The 16,369-nt window shown below is 62.6% G+C and carries 11 protein-coding genes; 5 read left to right on the forward strand and 6 right to left on the reverse strand.

The window, feature by feature from the left end; genetic code table 11:
• Positions 1-199 precede the first annotated feature (199 nt).
• Positions 200-1,114, forward strand: coding sequence for a GGDEF domain-containing protein (locus F7R20_RS12105; RefSeq protein WP_003202067.1), 915 nt, complete (start codon positions 200-202; stop codon positions 1,112-1,114).
• Positions 1,111-2,148 (forward strand): AraC family transcriptional regulator, encoded by a 1,038-nt coding sequence (locus F7R20_RS12110; RefSeq protein ID WP_003202070.1) that lies wholly within the window; start codon positions 1,111-1,113, stop codon positions 2,146-2,148. The genes F7R20_RS12105 and F7R20_RS12110 overlap by 4 nt, the downstream gene beginning before the upstream one ends.
• A gap of 45 nt (positions 2,149-2,193) precedes the next feature.
• Here F7R20_RS12110 and F7R20_RS12115 read toward each other — a convergent pair whose 3' ends face one another.
• The 4 genes from F7R20_RS12115 to F7R20_RS12130 all read right to left on the reverse strand — a co-directional run bounded on the left by F7R20_RS12115 (position 2,194) and on the right by F7R20_RS12130 (position 6,864).
• Positions 2,194-2,634 carry a CBS domain-containing protein gene (locus tag F7R20_RS12115; RefSeq protein ID WP_003202071.1) on the reverse strand — a complete coding sequence of 147 codons (441 nt, stop codon included), beginning with the start codon at positions 2,632-2,634 and terminating at the stop codon, positions 2,194-2,196.
• 73 nt (positions 2,635-2,707) lie between these two features.
• Positions 2,708-3,094: a nitrite reductase small subunit NirD gene (gene nirD, locus F7R20_RS12120; RefSeq protein ID WP_003202074.1), complete on the reverse strand. Its 387-nt coding sequence runs from the start codon at positions 3,092-3,094 to the stop codon at positions 2,708-2,710.
• Entirely contained in the window at positions 3,094-5,655 is a 2,562-nt protein-coding gene (nirB, locus tag F7R20_RS12125) for a nitrite reductase large subunit NirB (RefSeq protein ID WP_003202076.1), read from the reverse strand. Before nirB ends, nirD begins: the two co-directional genes overlap by 1 nt.
• Before the next feature lie 585 nt (positions 5,656-6,240).
• Positions 6,241-6,864 carry a TetR/AcrR family transcriptional regulator gene (locus F7R20_RS12130; RefSeq protein WP_003202078.1) on the reverse strand — a complete coding sequence of 208 codons (624 nt, stop codon included), beginning with the start codon at positions 6,862-6,864 and terminating at the stop codon, positions 6,241-6,243.
• A gap of 86 nt (positions 6,865-6,950) precedes the next feature.
• Between F7R20_RS12130 and F7R20_RS12135 the strand changes: the two genes are divergently transcribed.
• Positions 6,951-7,577, forward strand: a complete 627-nt coding sequence (locus F7R20_RS12135; protein WP_003202080.1) for an NAD(P)H-dependent oxidoreductase — start codon at positions 6,951-6,953, stop codon at positions 7,575-7,577.
• Between the two features lie 2 nt (positions 7,578-7,579).
• Here the strand turns inward: F7R20_RS12135 and F7R20_RS12140 are convergent, their stop codons facing one another.
• Positions 7,580-9,142, reverse strand: coding sequence for a L,D-transpeptidase family protein (locus F7R20_RS12140; RefSeq protein ID WP_003202082.1), 1,563 nt, complete (start codon positions 9,140-9,142; stop codon positions 7,580-7,582).
• Positions 9,143-9,304: 162 nt separating this feature from the next.
• Here F7R20_RS12140 and F7R20_RS12145 point away from each other — a divergent pair, with 162 nt between their 5' ends.
• Positions 9,305-9,988, forward strand: a complete 684-nt coding sequence (locus F7R20_RS12145) for a murein L,D-transpeptidase catalytic domain family protein (protein WP_003202085.1) — start codon at positions 9,305-9,307, stop codon at positions 9,986-9,988.
• 70 nt (positions 9,989-10,058) lie between these two features.
• Entirely contained in the window at positions 10,059-11,006 is a 948-nt protein-coding gene (locus F7R20_RS12150; protein WP_003202087.1) for a class I SAM-dependent methyltransferase, read from the forward strand.
• A 134-nt stretch (positions 11,007-11,140) separates the two neighbouring features.
• On the opposite strand, the gene F7R20_RS12155 is transcribed toward F7R20_RS12150, so the two are convergent.
• Positions 11,141-16,243 carry a dermonecrotic toxin domain-containing protein gene (locus F7R20_RS12155; protein WP_003202089.1) on the reverse strand — a complete coding sequence of 1,701 codons (5,103 nt, stop codon included), beginning with the start codon at positions 16,241-16,243 and terminating at the stop codon, positions 11,141-11,143.
• Positions 16,244-16,369: the final 126 nt, after the last annotated feature.

Genomic DNA, 16,369 nt, shown 5'->3' on the forward strand with positions numbered 1-16,369 from the left:
CGTCGTCTTCATCGCGAGCAAGCTTTGCTCCCACAAAATTCCCTCGCCACAATGAGATAGGTGGCGATGTCATGCATGAAAAGTTCAAACTAAGGATGAGCTGATTCGACCTCCCCCACCCCATCCCCCGCCGTCACCGCACTGTCACATCCATCTGCTGTGCTGGGTCGCATTCCGCTTCTGGCAAAGGATTCCGGCCATGTTCTCCGTGCTGCGCCCGCACCGCCTCAAACTCGCCCTGCTCCTGCTGGCGGCCAACCTCGGGTTGATCCTGCACTTGGCCAGCGGCGAACTCAAACCCGTCGCCGAATGGGTCTGGCTGGACATCCTCGGCGAAGGTGGCTCGGCGCTGCTGGCGCTGGTCTGGCTGGGGTTGGTGCTGAAAAGCCGCCCGGCCGGACGGGTCACCAACTACCTGATCCTGGGCCTGGGCTGCATCTTCTTTTCCTGGTGGATCGACAGCCTTGATGAATTCATCCGCCTGCCCGACAGCATCACCTGGGACCACTGGCTCGAATCCGGGCCGATGCCGGTGGGCATGATCCTGCTGACCCTCGGCATCTATCACTGGCACCGGGAGCAACTGGCGATCAACGGGCAGATGGAAAAACGTGAGCGGCTGTTCCGCGAGCATCGCCTGTTCGACAAACTCACGCCGTTGGGCGGCGCCGACTTTCTCAAGCACGAACTGTCCGCCAGCCTGGAAGACAGTCGACGCCGCCAGCAACCCTTGTCGTTGCTGGCCCTGGACCTGGACAACTTCACGGCCATCAACCAGCGTTTCGGCCACGGCGAAGGCGATGCGGTGCTCCAGGCCGTCAGCCAGTTGCTGGTATTGAACCTGCGACGCCAGGATCTGCTCTGCCGCCTGGCCGGCGATCGCTTCGTGGTGCTGCTGCCCGACACCGGCGAGAGCCAGGCCCGGCGCCTGGCCCTGGAACTGGAAATTGCGGTGCGCAGCCTGGCCCACAAGACCCGGCAACACAGCGAACGGTTGCAATTGGTCGCCAGCACGGCGGTGGTCATGGCGTTCGACGAATCCCCCGAGGCCTTGCTCAAACGCCTGAACCTGGCGCTGGCCCAGTCCCGGACCACATTGGCGAAAAGCGCATGACGCTCAAGACGTGCGGGTACGAAACCGACAGCCGCTTCATTCCGGGGCACTATCAGCCCGCCGCGCTGATCGACCTGGCGCTGTCGCGGGACATCGACAGCCATCGCCTGCTGCGCGGCACCGGGTTGTTTCACGACGATATCCTCGCCGGGCAGAGCCGTATCAGCCCGCAGCAGTTCCTCGGCCTGATCGACAATAGCCGGCGCCTGCTGGATGCCAGCGACAGTAGTTTCCTGTTTGGCCAGCGGCTGTTGCCGGGCCACTACGGGCCTGCGAGCCACGCCTTGCGCCACGCGCAGAATCTGCATCAGGCCCTGCAGACCCTGATCGACCAACAGGCGCTTCTCAGCCCGCTGGCCGCCCCGAGGCTGCTGTTGGACGAGCACTATGCCTATGTCCATTGGCTGGACAGCTGCGGCGCCGATGAACAATGGCGCTTCGTACTGGAGGCGAGCATGACCTCGATGGTGGCGATGAGCGCCTGGCTCAGCGGCGAACGCCTGCCCTGGCAGTGCAGCTTTCGCCACAGCGAACCGCGCTACATCGAGCAATATTGGGTGCATCTGGGTGAGCACACCCAGTTCGACCGCCCCCTGGACCTGATGCGCCTGCCCCGCCACTGCCTCGCCAAGCCCTGGCCCAACGTTTCCGCCACCGCCGGCCAGGTGGCGCGGATCGAAGCCCGGGAACAGCTCGATCAACTGGGTTTCGCTTCAAGCTTCCTGGATTGTATCTACGACTACCTGCACACTCATGTGCAGCAGACGCCCAGCCTGGAGCAGACCGCCCAGGCCTTCGCCATGAGCCCGGCAACCCTCAAGCGCAAGTTGCACAAGCACCACACCGGGTTCCAGCAACAGGTGGACCGGGTGCACACCCATGTGGCGTTGTATTTGTATCAGGTCAAGGGCTTCAGCAACGAGGAAGTGGCGCAGTACTTGCGCTTCAACGATACGGCGAACTTTCGGCGCTCATTCAAGCGCTGGACCGGCAGCACGCCGAATCTGATCCGGCAATTGCTGATGTTGGGCTGAACTGTGGGAGCAAGCCTTGCTCCCACAGATAAATTCCCTGCGGGCTCAGTGCCCGCGGATGTAATGCTCCAACTGCCGGATCAAATCCGCCTGCTCGACAATCGCCTCTTTCACCAGGTCACCAATGGACAGCAGGCCGATCAACTGCCCGTTATCCAGCACTGGCAGGTGCCGCAAGTGGCTGTCGGTCATGACTTCCATGCAGCGGTCGATGCTCTGCTGGCTGTCGGCGGTGACCACTGGCGCGCTCATGATGGTGCGCACCGTCGTCCCCACCGATGAGCGCCCCTTGAGCACCATCTTGCGCGCGTAGTCCCGCTCGCTGAACACACCCACCACCTGGCCGTCCTCGATCACCGGCAGCGCGCCGACATTTTTTTCGGCCATGATCTGCAGCGCTTCGAGCACCGTCTGCTCCGGTGCGATGCTGTGGACCTGCTGGTTTTGCACGCTCTTGAGTCTTACCAGTTGGGCGGCGGTTTTCATTACTAATCCCCAGGTTGCGAATCAAACAATAATTCGAGCTAAACCATCCCCTCGCCACAAATGGGTAAGCTGGTCAGTCTTCGCCAATCTCCACCACATCGCCATTGAGCCGCACCGGCCATACCCGCAGGCTTTGCTCCGGGTACTCCAGGCAGTGGCCGTCTTCCAGGCGGAAATGCTGCTTGTACATCGGCGAGGCAATCACCAGGTCACCCTTTATGCTGCCCAACAAACCGCGGCCGATAACATTCGCACCCGACTTGGGGTCGCGATTGTCGATGGCGTACAGCGGCTTGTCCTGATGCTCGGGCAGGTACAGCAACGCCACTTGGCTGCCGTCGTGCCAGGCGACCACACCCGAGTTGGGCACCAGGTCCTCGCGGCTGCACAGGGCACGCCATTGCAAGGGTTCTTGAGCGACATCACGGACAGGAATACGAACGACGTTTGACTGGCTCATCAGAGCACCTCCTCGGTAACGGGAATCAGGTGGAGTTCGTGGGCGTGGACCGGCCGACGCTGGCCGCGCTCCCTGACGAAGTGAACATCCGGATCGCCGCGCCCGTCGTTGACGAAGGTGCGGAAACGCTTGAGTTTTTCCGGATCCTTGAGGGCATTGGCCCATTCGCATTCGTAGCGGTCGACCACCAGTTGCATCTGCGCTTCGAGCTCGGCGCCCAGGCCCAGGCTGTCGTGGATGATCACGTCCTTGAGGTAGTCCAGGCCGCCTTCCAGGCTTTCGCGCCAGACTGAGGTCCGTTGCAGCTTGTCGGCAGTACGGATGTAGAACATCAGGAAGCGGTCGATGTAGCGGATCAGCGTGGCGTCATCCAGGTCAGTTGCGAACAGCTCGGCGTGACGCGGGCGCATGCCGCCGTTGCCAGCCACGTAGAGGTTCCAGCCCTTCTCGGTGGCGATCACGCCGACGTCCTTGCTCTGGGCCTCGGCGCACTCGCGGGTGCAACCGGACACCGCGAACTTGAGCTTGTGCGGCGAGCGCAGGCCTTTGTAGCGATCCTCGATGGTCAGGGCCATCTGCACGCTGTCCTGCACGCCGTAGCGGCACCAGGTGCTGCCCACGCAGGATTTCACTGTGCGCGTGGATTTGCCGTAGGCATGCCCGGTTTCGAAACCGGCTTCGATCAGCTCGGCCCAGATGTCCGGCAACTGGTGCAACTGGGCGCCGAACAGGTCGATGCGCTGGCCGCCAGTGATCTTGGTGTAGAGGTCGTATTTCTTGGCGACCGCGCCGATGGCGATCAGCTTGTCGGCGGTGATTTCCCCACCGGCGATACGCGGTACCACCGAGTAGGTGCCGTTTTTCTGCATGTTCGCCATGAACGTGTCGTTGGTGTCCTGCAACGGCACCAGGGACGGGTCCATGATCGGCTGGTTCCAGCACGACGCCAGGATCGAGCCCACCGCCGGCTTGCACAGGTCGCAGCCGGTGTGGCCACGACCGTGCTTGGCCAGCAGTTCGTCGAAACTGATGATGCCTTCCACCCGCACCAGCGCATACAACTCCTGGCGGGTGTAGGCGAAATGTTCGCACAGGCTCTTGTCGACGCTGACGCCGCGGGCAGTCAACTCATGCTCGAACACTTGCTTGACCAGGGCCGCGCAACCACCACACCCGGTACCGGCCTTGGTGTCACATTTGAGCTGGCCCAGATCAGTGCAGCCACCATCGATGGCCGAGCAGATCGAGCCCTTGGTGACATTGTGGCACGAGCAGATGGTGGCGGTTTCGGGCAGCGCCGCAGGGCCCAGGGTCGGGGCGCCTTCGGACGAGGGCAGGATCAGGCTGGCAGCGTCCTTGGGCAAGGCGATGCCGTTCTGCATGTATTGCAGCAAGGTGTCGTAGTAGCTGTTATCGCCCACCAGCACCGCGCCGATCACGCGCTTGCCGTCGGCGGCCACCACCAGTCGCCGGTAGCTGGCGCTGGTTTCGTCGATGAATTGGAAGCTGCGCGACCCCGGGGTGTTGCCATGGGCATCGCCGATGGAGCCAACGTCCACACCCAGCAACTTGAGCTTGGTCGACATGTCGGCCCCGGTGAAGGCTTCCGCGCTTTCGCCGCACAGCCGGGCCGCGACGTTGCGGGCCATCTGGTAGCCCGGGGCGACCAGGCCGAAAATGCTGCCGTTCCAGGCCGCGCATTCGCCGATGGCGTAGATGTCCGGGTCGCTGCTCTGGCAATGATCGTCGATCACCACGCCACCGCGCGGACCGATCTGCAGGTCGCTTTGGCGAGCCAGGGCATCCTGGGCACGGATGCCGGCGGAAAACACGATGAGGTCGGTTTCCAGAAAATCGTCGTCGCCGAAGTTCATCCGATAACGGTATTGCTCACCGACGCTGATGGACTGGGTGCCCTTGGACAGGTGCACGCCGACGCCCAGCTTCTCGATACGGGCCTTGAGGGCCAAGCCGCCCTGGGGATCCAATTGCACCGGCATCAGTCGGGGGGCGAATTCCACCACGTGGGCTTCCAGGCCCAGGGTCTTGAGGGCGTTGGCCGCTTCCAGGCCCAGCAGACCGCCACCGACCACCACGCCCCGACGGGCATTGCTGGCGGCGGCGCGGATCGCGTCCAAGTCCTCCAGGGTGCGATAGACCAGGCACGAATCGCCTTCGGCACCTTCAATCGGTGGCACGAACGGGTAGGAACCGGTGGCGAGCACCAGCTTGTCGTAGTGAAGGCGATCATGGGCGGTCACCACTTGATGCGCGTCACGGTCGATTTCCAGTACCGGCACACCCAGGTGCAACGTGACGCCGGGGGTCTGGTACAACGACGCTTCGCCAAGGGCCAGGGACTCGGCATCGCGGCCCGAGAAGTACTCGGACAGGTGCACACGGTCGTAGGCACGCATCGGCTCTTCGCTGAACACATGCACACGGTAATGATTGAGGGCACCGCGCTCGATCAGTTGCTCGACGCAGTGATGGCCGACCATGCCATTGCCGATCACGATCAGCGTTTGCAGCTTGTTCAGAGAAGCAACGTTGGAATTCATAAAAAGCACCCGGCAAAAGCCCATCACGATTTTGAAAGCAAAAAAAAAGACGCCTGAAACCTTGCGGTTCCAGGCGTCTTTGCCTGTTCTGTGCGGTATCAGCCCGGCGACTGCGCCCTGACCTACCGTTGTCCCCCGGCCTGCTGGCACTCGATCTTCGTTGACCGACGGGGTTGCCCACTCGACTGTATTCGCGGTGGGCCTGGATAGCCTCTTGCAGCGAGCGTGCCAAACCTCGTCCAGCCCCTATTCACGGTCGCGCATGCACCGCTAATCCCCAGTGAGAGCGGGCCTGCCCGCGAAGACGCCAGCTCTGTCACCGCAAGCTGAGTGGCGTCCGCCGCCGCTGCGCAAGCACCGCCAACTGCCTTGCGATGGTGCGAACACCTCGCCTGCGGCTTCATAAAAGTGCAGCCAGCCCTCAAGAGGGGCTTGCTCTCGATATCCGTCGGTCAGTTGGCAAAGAGGCTGAATATGCCGCCGTCATCGCGAGCAAGCTCGCTCCCACAGGGGTAAGTGGTGGTCGTGGGGTTGGGGGCGGTACAAATTTCCTGTGGGAGCGAGCTTGCTCGCGATAGCGGTAGTTCAGCTTGAAGGGGTGTCGACGGTCCTGTTCACCATTGCAACGATACTGACCAGCAGCTCTTCCTTCGCCTCGCCAGCGCTGATTTCCCCGGTGGCAGCGGCATTGGACAGTGCCTCCGCAGCCCCCAGCATCGCTCGCAAACCGGCCTGGGTGATGCCTTTCGTGCCGGCGAACGGTTCCAGCACGGCGCGGCACTTGTCGAGGAAAATCCCCTCGTATTCGCGCTTGATGCGTTCCAGCTCCGGCGTGCTGGTCAATGCCGCGATCACCCCGGGAATCTCCCGGCCTTGCAACAGCACGCATTCGACGTAGGAAGAAGCAATCACCGCCGCCCGGCTTTGCAGGGTCGCGTCGCTGGCGTCCAGGGCCGCGTCCATCAACGCGGTCTGGCGGGCGTCGAAATCCTGGTACAGCGCCGCCAGCAACCCGGACCGGGTGATGAAGTGGTCGTAGACGATGGGCTTGGTCACCCCCGCCTGATCTGCCAGCCGCGCCAGCGTCAGGGCGTCGCTGCCCTCCTCGCGCACCAGTCGCCAGGCGACATCCAGCAATTGTCGCTGCCGGTCATGCCGGGATAAACGACGACGAGGTGAAGACTGCGGATTTTCATCAGTGCTTGACATGCTAACTTTACCAACCGTAACTTACTAACCGTAACTTAACCCAGCATACCTGTCTTCCAGACTGCGTGACCAGAAGGAGTTTCGCCATGCATGCATTGATCGTTGTGGCTCACCACGACCCTCGTTCCCTCACCCACAGCCTGGCCGGAAAAATCGCCGAGGGCATCACCCGCGCCAACCCCGCCGATACGTTCGAGATCGCCGACCTGGCCGCCGAAGGCTTCGATCCGCGTTTCAGTTTCGCCGACCACGCCGTTCACCACCGCGAAGCCTTGCCGCCCGCGGATGTGCTGGCCGAACAAGCCAGGATCGATCGTGCCGATACGTTGGTGCTGGTCTATCCGATTTACTGGTGGTCCATGCCGGCGCTGCTCAAGGGCTGGATCGACCGGGTGTTTTCCAACGGCTGGGCATTCGATTTCAGCCTCGACAAGCCGTTTGTCCAACAACTGCAGCACTTGCGGGTGCACCTGGTGGCGGTCGGTGGCGCCGATGCCGACAGCTTCCAGCGCCACGGCTATGGCGAGGCGATGACCACGCAGATCGACCATGGCATTTTCGATTACTGCGGCGCCCGCGTGGTGAGTTCCCAACGTTTGCTCGAATCGGAAACCGCCGATCCGCACCAGCATTTGCAGGCCGCTAGCGTTATCGGCCAGCGGCTGTTCACGACGCTCGACGAGACCACACACGCCGCCACCGCCTGCGCTTGACCTCAGAGTGCCCGCCCCTGGGCAGCAGACAATGTCGCGTCACGAGCATAGATATCCGGGATGTACAACGGCTGGCCCTGGCTGTCCGCTTGTGCTGTCCAGTACCCCAGCAGGATCGGCACGGGCCGGGCCAACCGGAACTCATGGGTCGTCTCGCTGGCCAGCAGTGTATCGGTGCGTGCGCGTTCGGCCGGGCTTACCAGCAAGTCGCGCAAGTGCATCACTTGCTCGATCCGCACGCAGCCTGAACTGAAGGCTCGCGGACCTTTGCTGAACAGCGCCTGGCTCGGGGTGTCATGCAGGTACACCGAGAACGGATTGGGAAAGCGGATCGCCATTTTGCCCAACGGATTCTTCGGGCCTGGATCCTGGCGCAGCATGAGGTTGCCCGGGTGCTCCCAGTCGATATCCTCTGCCATCAACGGCAGGCCTTCACTGTCGAGGATCCGCAAGTTATGACGGGCGAGAAACTCCGGATCACGGCGGATCTCGGGCAGTTTGTCTTCGCGCATGATGGTGGGGGGGATGGTCCAGGTCGGGTTGAGCGTCAGTCGGGTGACGTGGGACTTGAGCAACGGTGTCTGCCGTTGCGCACGGCCCACCTGGGTGCGGGTTTGCCAGATTGGCTCGCCGCCTCGATAAACCGTCAACTGGGCCGCCGCCACGTTGACCAGGACGCTGTCGTTCTCCACGTCCTGGGCCAGCCAGCGCATGCGTTCCAGATTGATGCGCAACTGCTCGCGACGCATGGCCGGGCTGATGTTCAGCTCGGTCACGGTCCACGGCCCCACCACCCCATCGGCCTGCAGCGAATGCTGGAGCTGGAAGCTCTTCATCGCCTCCACCAGCGTGGGACTGTAGTGCTCGTCTGTCACCAACGGTGGTGTACTCAAGTAACCTTCGTTGAACAGTCGCTGGGCCAGGGCGGGTACGCGAGCGTCCTGCTTGTCCGGTTGCAGCAGCGGCCCGCCGGGCACGGGTTGCCAGTCGGATAAAGGCTGTTGCCGCAGCCGGGCATAAAGCCCGCGCAGGTTGCGATAAAGGTCAAGGTTCGGCCGGGCCTGTTCAAAGGCACTGGCGACGTTCTGCAGGCCTACCCCGGCGATGGCCAGAACCACGGCCTGGTGATCCTGTGGCGGCGGGTTGGCCTTCCATACCGGTTCCAGACGCTCTTGGGGCAAATAGCCGAAACGCAGGTCATGCAAGGCTTTCAGGTAGCGTTGGCTGATGGCGATGTCGACACAATGAGCACCCTGGTCTGCCCCCTGGGCCGGTAGGTTATAGCGGGTTGGATCCAGGCCGTCGTCGGCCAGTTGTTGCAACTGGACCTGCAACGCCCTCCGTCGTTCGTCGTCCGCCCAGGCTTCCTGGCCTGCGTTTTGCTGATAGAACGCCTGCAAGTCGAGCAACGCCTGAAAGTCGACACTTGCCGCTACTTTTGGACACGCGACCGCCAATTGCGCCAGTGTCGTCTGCACGAGAGCCGGATCGCTGTCTTCGGCTGTCGCGACCAATGGCGCAGTGAGCAATAAAAGGCTCAGGTAACATGCGGACTTTTTGAACAACTGCTTTACTCCACTCCATGGCCGTCTCGCTGACGGTAAATTTTGCGACAGGTACGACCCGCCATCATGCAAACAAACGAAATCGGACGGGATGCCGCGAACGAACACCACGCTGGAAACGCTTCGCCTGTACAGGGCTTTTTGCGCCGATTCTGTCTGGTCATGCTGGGCCTGGGCGTGATTTGCAGCCCGGCACTGGCCGAAAAGAAGACGAATTCGCAAACGCTCTACAACAGCCTCGCCCACGCAGCGCCGGAACTCAATCCCCTGGCGCTCAAAAGTGCCTTGAGCGCCATGCAATGCGCAGTCGCCAATGGCGCCAGCCAAGCCCGCCACCTGGCGGTCATCGACTACTCGCAACCCTCCACGGCCCGTCGCCTGTGGATCTTCGACCTGCGTCAGCAGAAGCTGGTATTGCGCGACCTGGTGGCCCACGGGCAAAAATCCGGGGAAAACTTCGCGACGCAATTCTCCAATCGCCTGGGCAGCTACCAATCCAGCCTGGGTCTGTTTCGCACCCAGGAAAGCTACCAGGGCACCCACGGCTATTCGCTGCGCATGGACGGCCTGGAGCCCGGTTTCAATGACCAGGCCCGTGATCGGGCAATCGTGATCCATGCCGCCGATTACGTGAACCCGTTGTGGAGCGTGCGCCAGGGACGCATCGGGCGCAGCCAGGGCTGCCCTGCCGTACGTCCCCAGGTAGCGCGCCAGGTGATCGACAAGCTCAAGGGCGGTCAATTCATGTTTTCCTGGTACCCGGACCCCAGTTGGCTCAAGCGTTCGGCGTACCTCAACTGCCAGCCGCAACAGGTTGCCAGCATTCTTGGCAGCAGTGGCAGTTAAGGTGGCAGGGATTGCGCCGGGGTAGCCTGCGGTTAAAATGCCGGCCTTTCAAATCCCTGGCGTTGCCTGAATGAATTGCGTAGCCCTTCAAACCCTTCACGCCCATTTGCTGACAGCCCTGGAGTCGGCGCCAGAAGAAACCCGGCGCCTGTTCCATGGCCGCGGTCGCTGCTGGCCGGGCCTGGAGCAAATCACTGTCGACTGGTTGCAAGGGTTGGTGCTGGTCTCGCTGTTCAAGGAGCCGGAACCCACGCACCTGGACGATTTGATCGCGACACTGCTGGCGCTCACTGCGTCGCCAGCCTGGCAACACAGCAAGGCCCATACGCTGGCGGTACAGCACCGCTACCTGCCGCAAAGCCTCACCCAATGGCTGGTGGGCGAGCCCATTGACGAATGGACCCTGACCGAAGGTGGCCTGCGTTACCGGATCGACCTGGGCAAGAAGCAGAACAACGGCCTGTTCCTCGACATGCGCTATGGCCGCGACTGGGTCCGGGCCAACGCCGAGGGCAAACGGGTACTGAACCTGTTCGCCTACACCTGTGGCTTCTCGGTGGCGGCAATCGCCGGCGGCGCCCGGCATGTGGTCAATCTGGACATGTCCCGTGCGGCCCTGAGCCGAGGTCGCGACAACCATCGACTGAACGGCCACGACCTGAGCCAGGTGAGTTTCCTCGGCCACGACTTGTTCAAGTCCTGGGGCAAGGTGATCAACAGTGGCCCGTACGACCTGGTGATCATCGATCCGCCGACCTTCCAGAAAGGCAGCTTCCTGCTGACCAAGGACTATCAACGGGTATTGCGCCGCCTGCCGGAACTGCTGACGGCCCACGGCACAGTCCTGGCCTGCAGCAACGACCCGGCCACCGGCGCGGATTTCCTCATCGACGGCGTTACCCAGCAAGCGCCGGGGCTGGTCTTCGAGAAACGCCTGGAAAATCCGCCGGAATTTCCCGACATCGATCTGGAGTGTGGCCTCAAGGCCCTGGTCTTCAAGACGACGCCTGGCCACTGACCTGCGACGCCACCAGGCCCACAGCACCTGTGTAGGAGCTGTGTAGGAGCTGTCGAGTGAAACGAGGCTGCGATCTTTCCCCAGACACCTGAGTCCCAAGCGAAAGATCAAAAGATCACAGCCTCCGGCAGCTCCTACAACGTTCCCGACGTCCACCAGGCGCTGACCAGCTCAGTCGTTATCCGACGCACCAGCGCCTCGACCTCCCGGCTCTTGAGCGAGCGATAGATCGCCATGGTACGTCGCAACTGATCTTCGGTGAGCGTCACCGGCTGGCCCGCAGTCCAATTCACATCCGCGACGGCCTCGAGTCCTGTGCGGCGCCAGACAGTACGGTCGCCCTGCGTGAAGGACTCCAGTGGGCTGGGCAGGTCGGCATCCGGTCGCGCCAGGTTATCCAGCAGCACCCGGGGCCAACGGGATGGATTCACTGGTTCACTGAACGCATCCACCAAATCGTCATCGACCGTTTCCCAGACCGCCAACCCTTCGGACCAGTCGCGAGACATCAACCCCAGGTAGGGACGCCAGGTCATTTCTCCGGTACGGGGGGATTGATCATTGTTGTTGAAAGTGTCCTGCGCGTCGCAGAGCCAGTCGATGAACGCCGCCCGCGTCATATGCGCCTGGCGCTGCTCGATGTTCGGATAACGCTCCGCCAGCATGTGGTTCCAAAAGGCGTAGTGCTCGATAAGGAAGCCTCCAAAAGGTACACCCTGCCGTTCGAGGCGAGCACGCTGGAGTGCTTCGAACATCGTGAAATGCAGTTCCAGCTCAGCAAGGTCTGGCTGTTGCCGGTCCAGACTGCGCGCTTGCAGCCGCACGCGCAGTTGCCCCAGTTGCTGATCGAAATCCGCGATCAAGTCCGGCAAGGGCGCATGAGCGTTCTGGTAGCCGATATAGTGCTGCAAAATAGCCGCCGCCCTCTGGCGATCGCCAAAGCTCAGCCCGAGAGACGAACGGGCATCGGCTTCCTGCATAGCGCCGGAGAACCAATCGATGAACCGTCGGTTTCCGGCGTTATCGCGGGCAACTTCCAAGGCCCGCTGAAGGCTGGGGGAGATATACAGCCAATCGTCGATGGTGTAGCGAAAAGCCTCGGGCACCATTGCGCGAAGGGCCTGGATTTGTGCGCTTGGCAACGGATTATCCTCCAGCCACAGCCCAACGGGATCTTCCCTCGGCCACTGGACCAGGGCAGGCAGCAGGTCATCCTGGATGTTGGCGATACGGTTTTCCCTGAGGTCGAGAATGAGCATGTCGGATGAAGGTCTCGATAACACCGTCAAAACCAGTGCCGGCACTCGATCAAGCCCGGTACTGGAAAGCTCCAGTTCCTGCAGGTTCACAAGCTCCGACAAATCCGGCAGGTCCCGGCAGTTGTTACCGCTCAGGCGCAGTTCCTCCAGGCCGACGGCCGTGCGCAGGAACGCACTGCCCTGCTGATCCAGGCGCAGACCACAGCGCGCCAGGTCCAATGTACGCAACCCGGGTAACGCGGTGATGGCCTGCAGCTCCTGGCGGGTGAAATGCAAGTTGTCAGCCCATACCAGCTCACGCAGGGAGATCAATCCGTCCAGGCGGTCGATAGCGGCGACCATGGCTGCACTGGCCCCCGTCTCCCCGCCGCTGCTGATTCCAGACAGGTGCAGCGTCCGTAAATGAAGCGCAGAACCGGCACCGAGCAGGGGCGCAAAGACATCCTCGTCCATCATGAGCGGATTGTTGCTCAGTGACAGCTCTATCAGCCCGGGCAGCTCGCCCGCGGCCATGGGCACCGCGGTGAGGTTGTTGCCTTGCAGGTGCAGCGTGTCCATGTTGGGGAACAGCCGCAGGAACGTCGAAGGGTCCTCGCTCAGGCCCATGTTCACCAGAAACAACTCTTCTATATGTTCAAAACTCGTGCTGATCGGCGGCAGACGACCGATGTTGTACCCCACCAGCCGCAATGCCAGCTCACTGCCCTCTTGACCTGGATCCGGTGCGCGTCGCCAGGCGCGGCGAATTTCCGCGGCTACGGCCCGGCGCAGCGAGAGCCGTGTCTCGGTGTCGAGGCTGTTCTCGGCCGGATGATGAGCGCCCTCATGGACCTCCCACTGACGCAGCTCATGATCCAGTGCGGTCCATTGGTTTTCCAGTTGGGCGACCAGGTTCTCCAGGCTCAGGCGCTGGCGACTGGCTTGTCTGGCCAGGGTCTCTTGAAGCCGCGCCAGTTCACTCCCGGCATAGCTTGGATAGAGTCGCTCAAGACGCGCTTCCAGGCTTCCACTCCAAACCTGCAAGGGAAGCCGTCCACGCCCGCTGAACGGATAACCCAAGCGCCCGTTCAGCCATTGCGGACGGGCGCCACGGGTGCCCAAGGGTTTTATCAGCAAATAGGGACGCAGGCCTGGCCGATCGTCAAGGGCTTGTGCGAGCAACCAGGTCCGCAGGGTGTCGCCCTGCCAGATGTTCAAGCCCAGCGCCCGGCGAGCGTCGTCCGGCAGCGCTCTGAGCAACGCCGCTTCCAGGTCCAGGGCATCGGCCAGTTCATGCCCCTCTTCGTCAAAGGAGCGGTACAGTTCGCCTTCCTGGCGGATGATTTTCAACGGCCCGGTTTCCCCCACCTCCAGCGGATTCGCAAGCTCGCGCAGAAACAGGCGCAGGCGCACCCGGCCTTGCAATTGGGGAGCGCTACCCACCAGCCCCATGATGATGCGATCCCGATCAACGCTGCTCTCACCGCGTTCCAGGGCACGCAAGGCACGGCTCAGGCGCAGCTCGCGCAGGGCTTCGGCGCATTGACTGCCCAAGCCTTCTCCCACCCGGCCCTCAGTCAGGCGCACGCGGTCCTGGCCGATGGCCTGGCTGGCAAGCTCGTTGGCCATGGATTGTGGCAAGCCCGGAAAAGCCCGGACCAGTGGGACGGCCAGGGGATCTAGCCCGATGGTACGGAGCATGGCGTCGATCACCCGCCGTGTATTGCGCTGCAGATGCCTGGCCCAGTGCCCGGCCAACAGCCGACTGCGCTCCACGGGCGGCAAGCCGAGACTGCCTTGGCCCAGCAGCGAGGTCTGTTCAGCCGTGCTCAGGCCAGCCAGGACACGCTCGGCCCACGCGTCGTGTTCCAGGTCCGCTTTGCGTAGATAGAGCGAGCGCGTGTCGGCCAGGTCACCAATGGGATGAAGGGCCACGCCGTCGTGGTAGCGCAACGTCAGGTCGCTTGGCCAACCCGGCAACTCCACAATCGTCTGGACGATGCGAAAGTGCCCGCTTTGCGGCGTTTCATTACGCAGCAACCGTTCAATGGTGTACCGCACCTGCTGCCAACACCTGACCTCGTCCAGGGTATTGGCGAGTATCGCCGGCATCGGCTGCCCCTCTACTTGCAAGTAGCGCAGATGCGCGTCGCTGATGCCGACCTGTCGCTGCATAACGAGGATCGTCCTGTCGTCCAGCTCGGCCGGCGTCTCGGCGAAGTTGCGCAACAGCTCCAGGCGGCCCCGTTGCAAGGGGTTGCGATGCGCCCATCGCCAGCCACGGGCACGACTCCACTCCAGGGGTGGGCGCACGCCTTTATGTCCCGCAGGCAGGCGCAGGTCCAAGGCATCGCCCGTGCCTTGGACTTGGAAGTAGCGGTCCTCGATGCGCACCCACGCCTCGTTTGGCGTGCGCCAGACACCCCAGGCGTCTTGCTCCGCTTCCACAGGTGGAAAGTGTCTCGCTTCAAAAGGCCTGACATCGCCATTCCACAGGCGCGTGGCGCCGTCACTCACGGGCATGGGTTCCACCGTCCCGCCGACGAACCCCAGGTAGGCACCTTGAGCAACGCCGAACAACACGTTGAAGATATGTTCGATGCCTTCCTGGGCATGACCTTCGTTGAAGGCCTGGATGCCTTCGAAGATTTCATACACCAGCCGCACGCCCCCGACCGCTGCCGCTGTCATGCCGAGGGGCGCGCAGAACGGGAAGAAGGTCGCCGCGAGCATGAGCGTGCGCTCGACAAGGCTTTCCCAATACGCGAAGCGAGCCTGCAGCGCCTGCCAGTCCTGGTCCCGGGTCGGGACCATCAGCGCCGCGGCGTTGGCCAAGGCATGGCCACGCCATTCGTGATAGCCGGCTGGCCAAGGTGGCTCACGCAAATCACTCAAGCCCCAGGCCACCTTGGGCATGGGTATCCGAATGCGGCTGCCGTCCTCGCCCCGTTCGCCTTCGCGCCACCCCGTGATACGGGCATGGATTTCCTGTAGCACATTTGGGTGAGTCTCCAGCCGCCACTCCACTTGATCATGCAGGGCCGTCCCCAGCCACGCCTGCAAACGCAGCGGCAGGTAGCGCATCAGGCTTTCTCGATAGCTACGTCTACGTACCCGCTCGGTCAACTCCGCAGACATGGCCTGCAAACTGGTGAATTGCTTGAGCGGTGCCACCGCATCATGGGGCATGTGCAGGACGATCGGGCGCACACCTCTGGCGTCCCCTTGCACGCCCCAATACACCCGCGCACCGAACAGCGGCACGGACAGCAGCTCCAGCGACTTGACCTCGCAGGCCAAAGGCGCAATGGACCGGGCTTGGAGTTGAATGCCGGCGTAGGCCAGCAGGCGCTCACCGGTTTCATCGAGGCGCCCGTCCAACTTTGCCTCGTAGGCGTCATGGGTGAGCAGGCTGCGTGCGTACGCCATGTAGGCGCTGGCAACGGCAGGCACCTCGGCGCCGATGCGCGGCAACCGCCGTTCAAGCACCGTGCGGTAGGCGCCACCGGCATCCATGCGCCGACACAGGCGGGCGAATTCAGCCGGGGTCGTGGGTAATAAGACGGTATCCGACGGCACGTTCCATGGGCGGAACTCTTGCGGTTTTCCCTGAATGAACAGCTGGCCCGTGTTGTCGAAATCGCTGCCGGTGACCGCCTCGGTGGGCGCGTAATTGCGCATGGCCGCTTCCACCACTGACAGCGAGGGCTCATAGCGGAAGGCGCCGCGCCTGACCCTTGCCCGGCGTATGGCATCGGCAGCACCGCCGGTGCCATTCACCGCTGGCCAGGCCTGTACTTCCGGCTGGGCTTGCAGCAAGTTGCGCGTGAAGGTCTCCGGCGCCGGCAGGTCGACAAGCAGTGCATTGAGCGCATCACTGTCACGCTGCAGTTGCTGGGCAAGGACCTTGAAACGCTCCTGGTCGGCCCGTGACGCGCGTTTCAGCCAGGTGGGCAACCTGGCCTGGATAAAATCGACATGGGTATCTTGAGTGGACATGATGGACCTCCTTCCTTGGGGTCGATTGAGCATTGGAGATGCTGAGGCACACTGAATTGATGTGCCTGCGATGCTCGCGAAAACAAGCGCTTTTTGAAACCGCCCAACCGTTGCAAGGGGTTGCGG

The sequence above is a fragment of the Pseudomonas brassicacearum subsp. brassicacearum genome (assembly GCF_008801605.1).
Classification (GTDB): Bacteria; Pseudomonadota; Gammaproteobacteria; order Pseudomonadales; family Pseudomonadaceae; genus Aquipseudomonas; species Aquipseudomonas brassicacearum.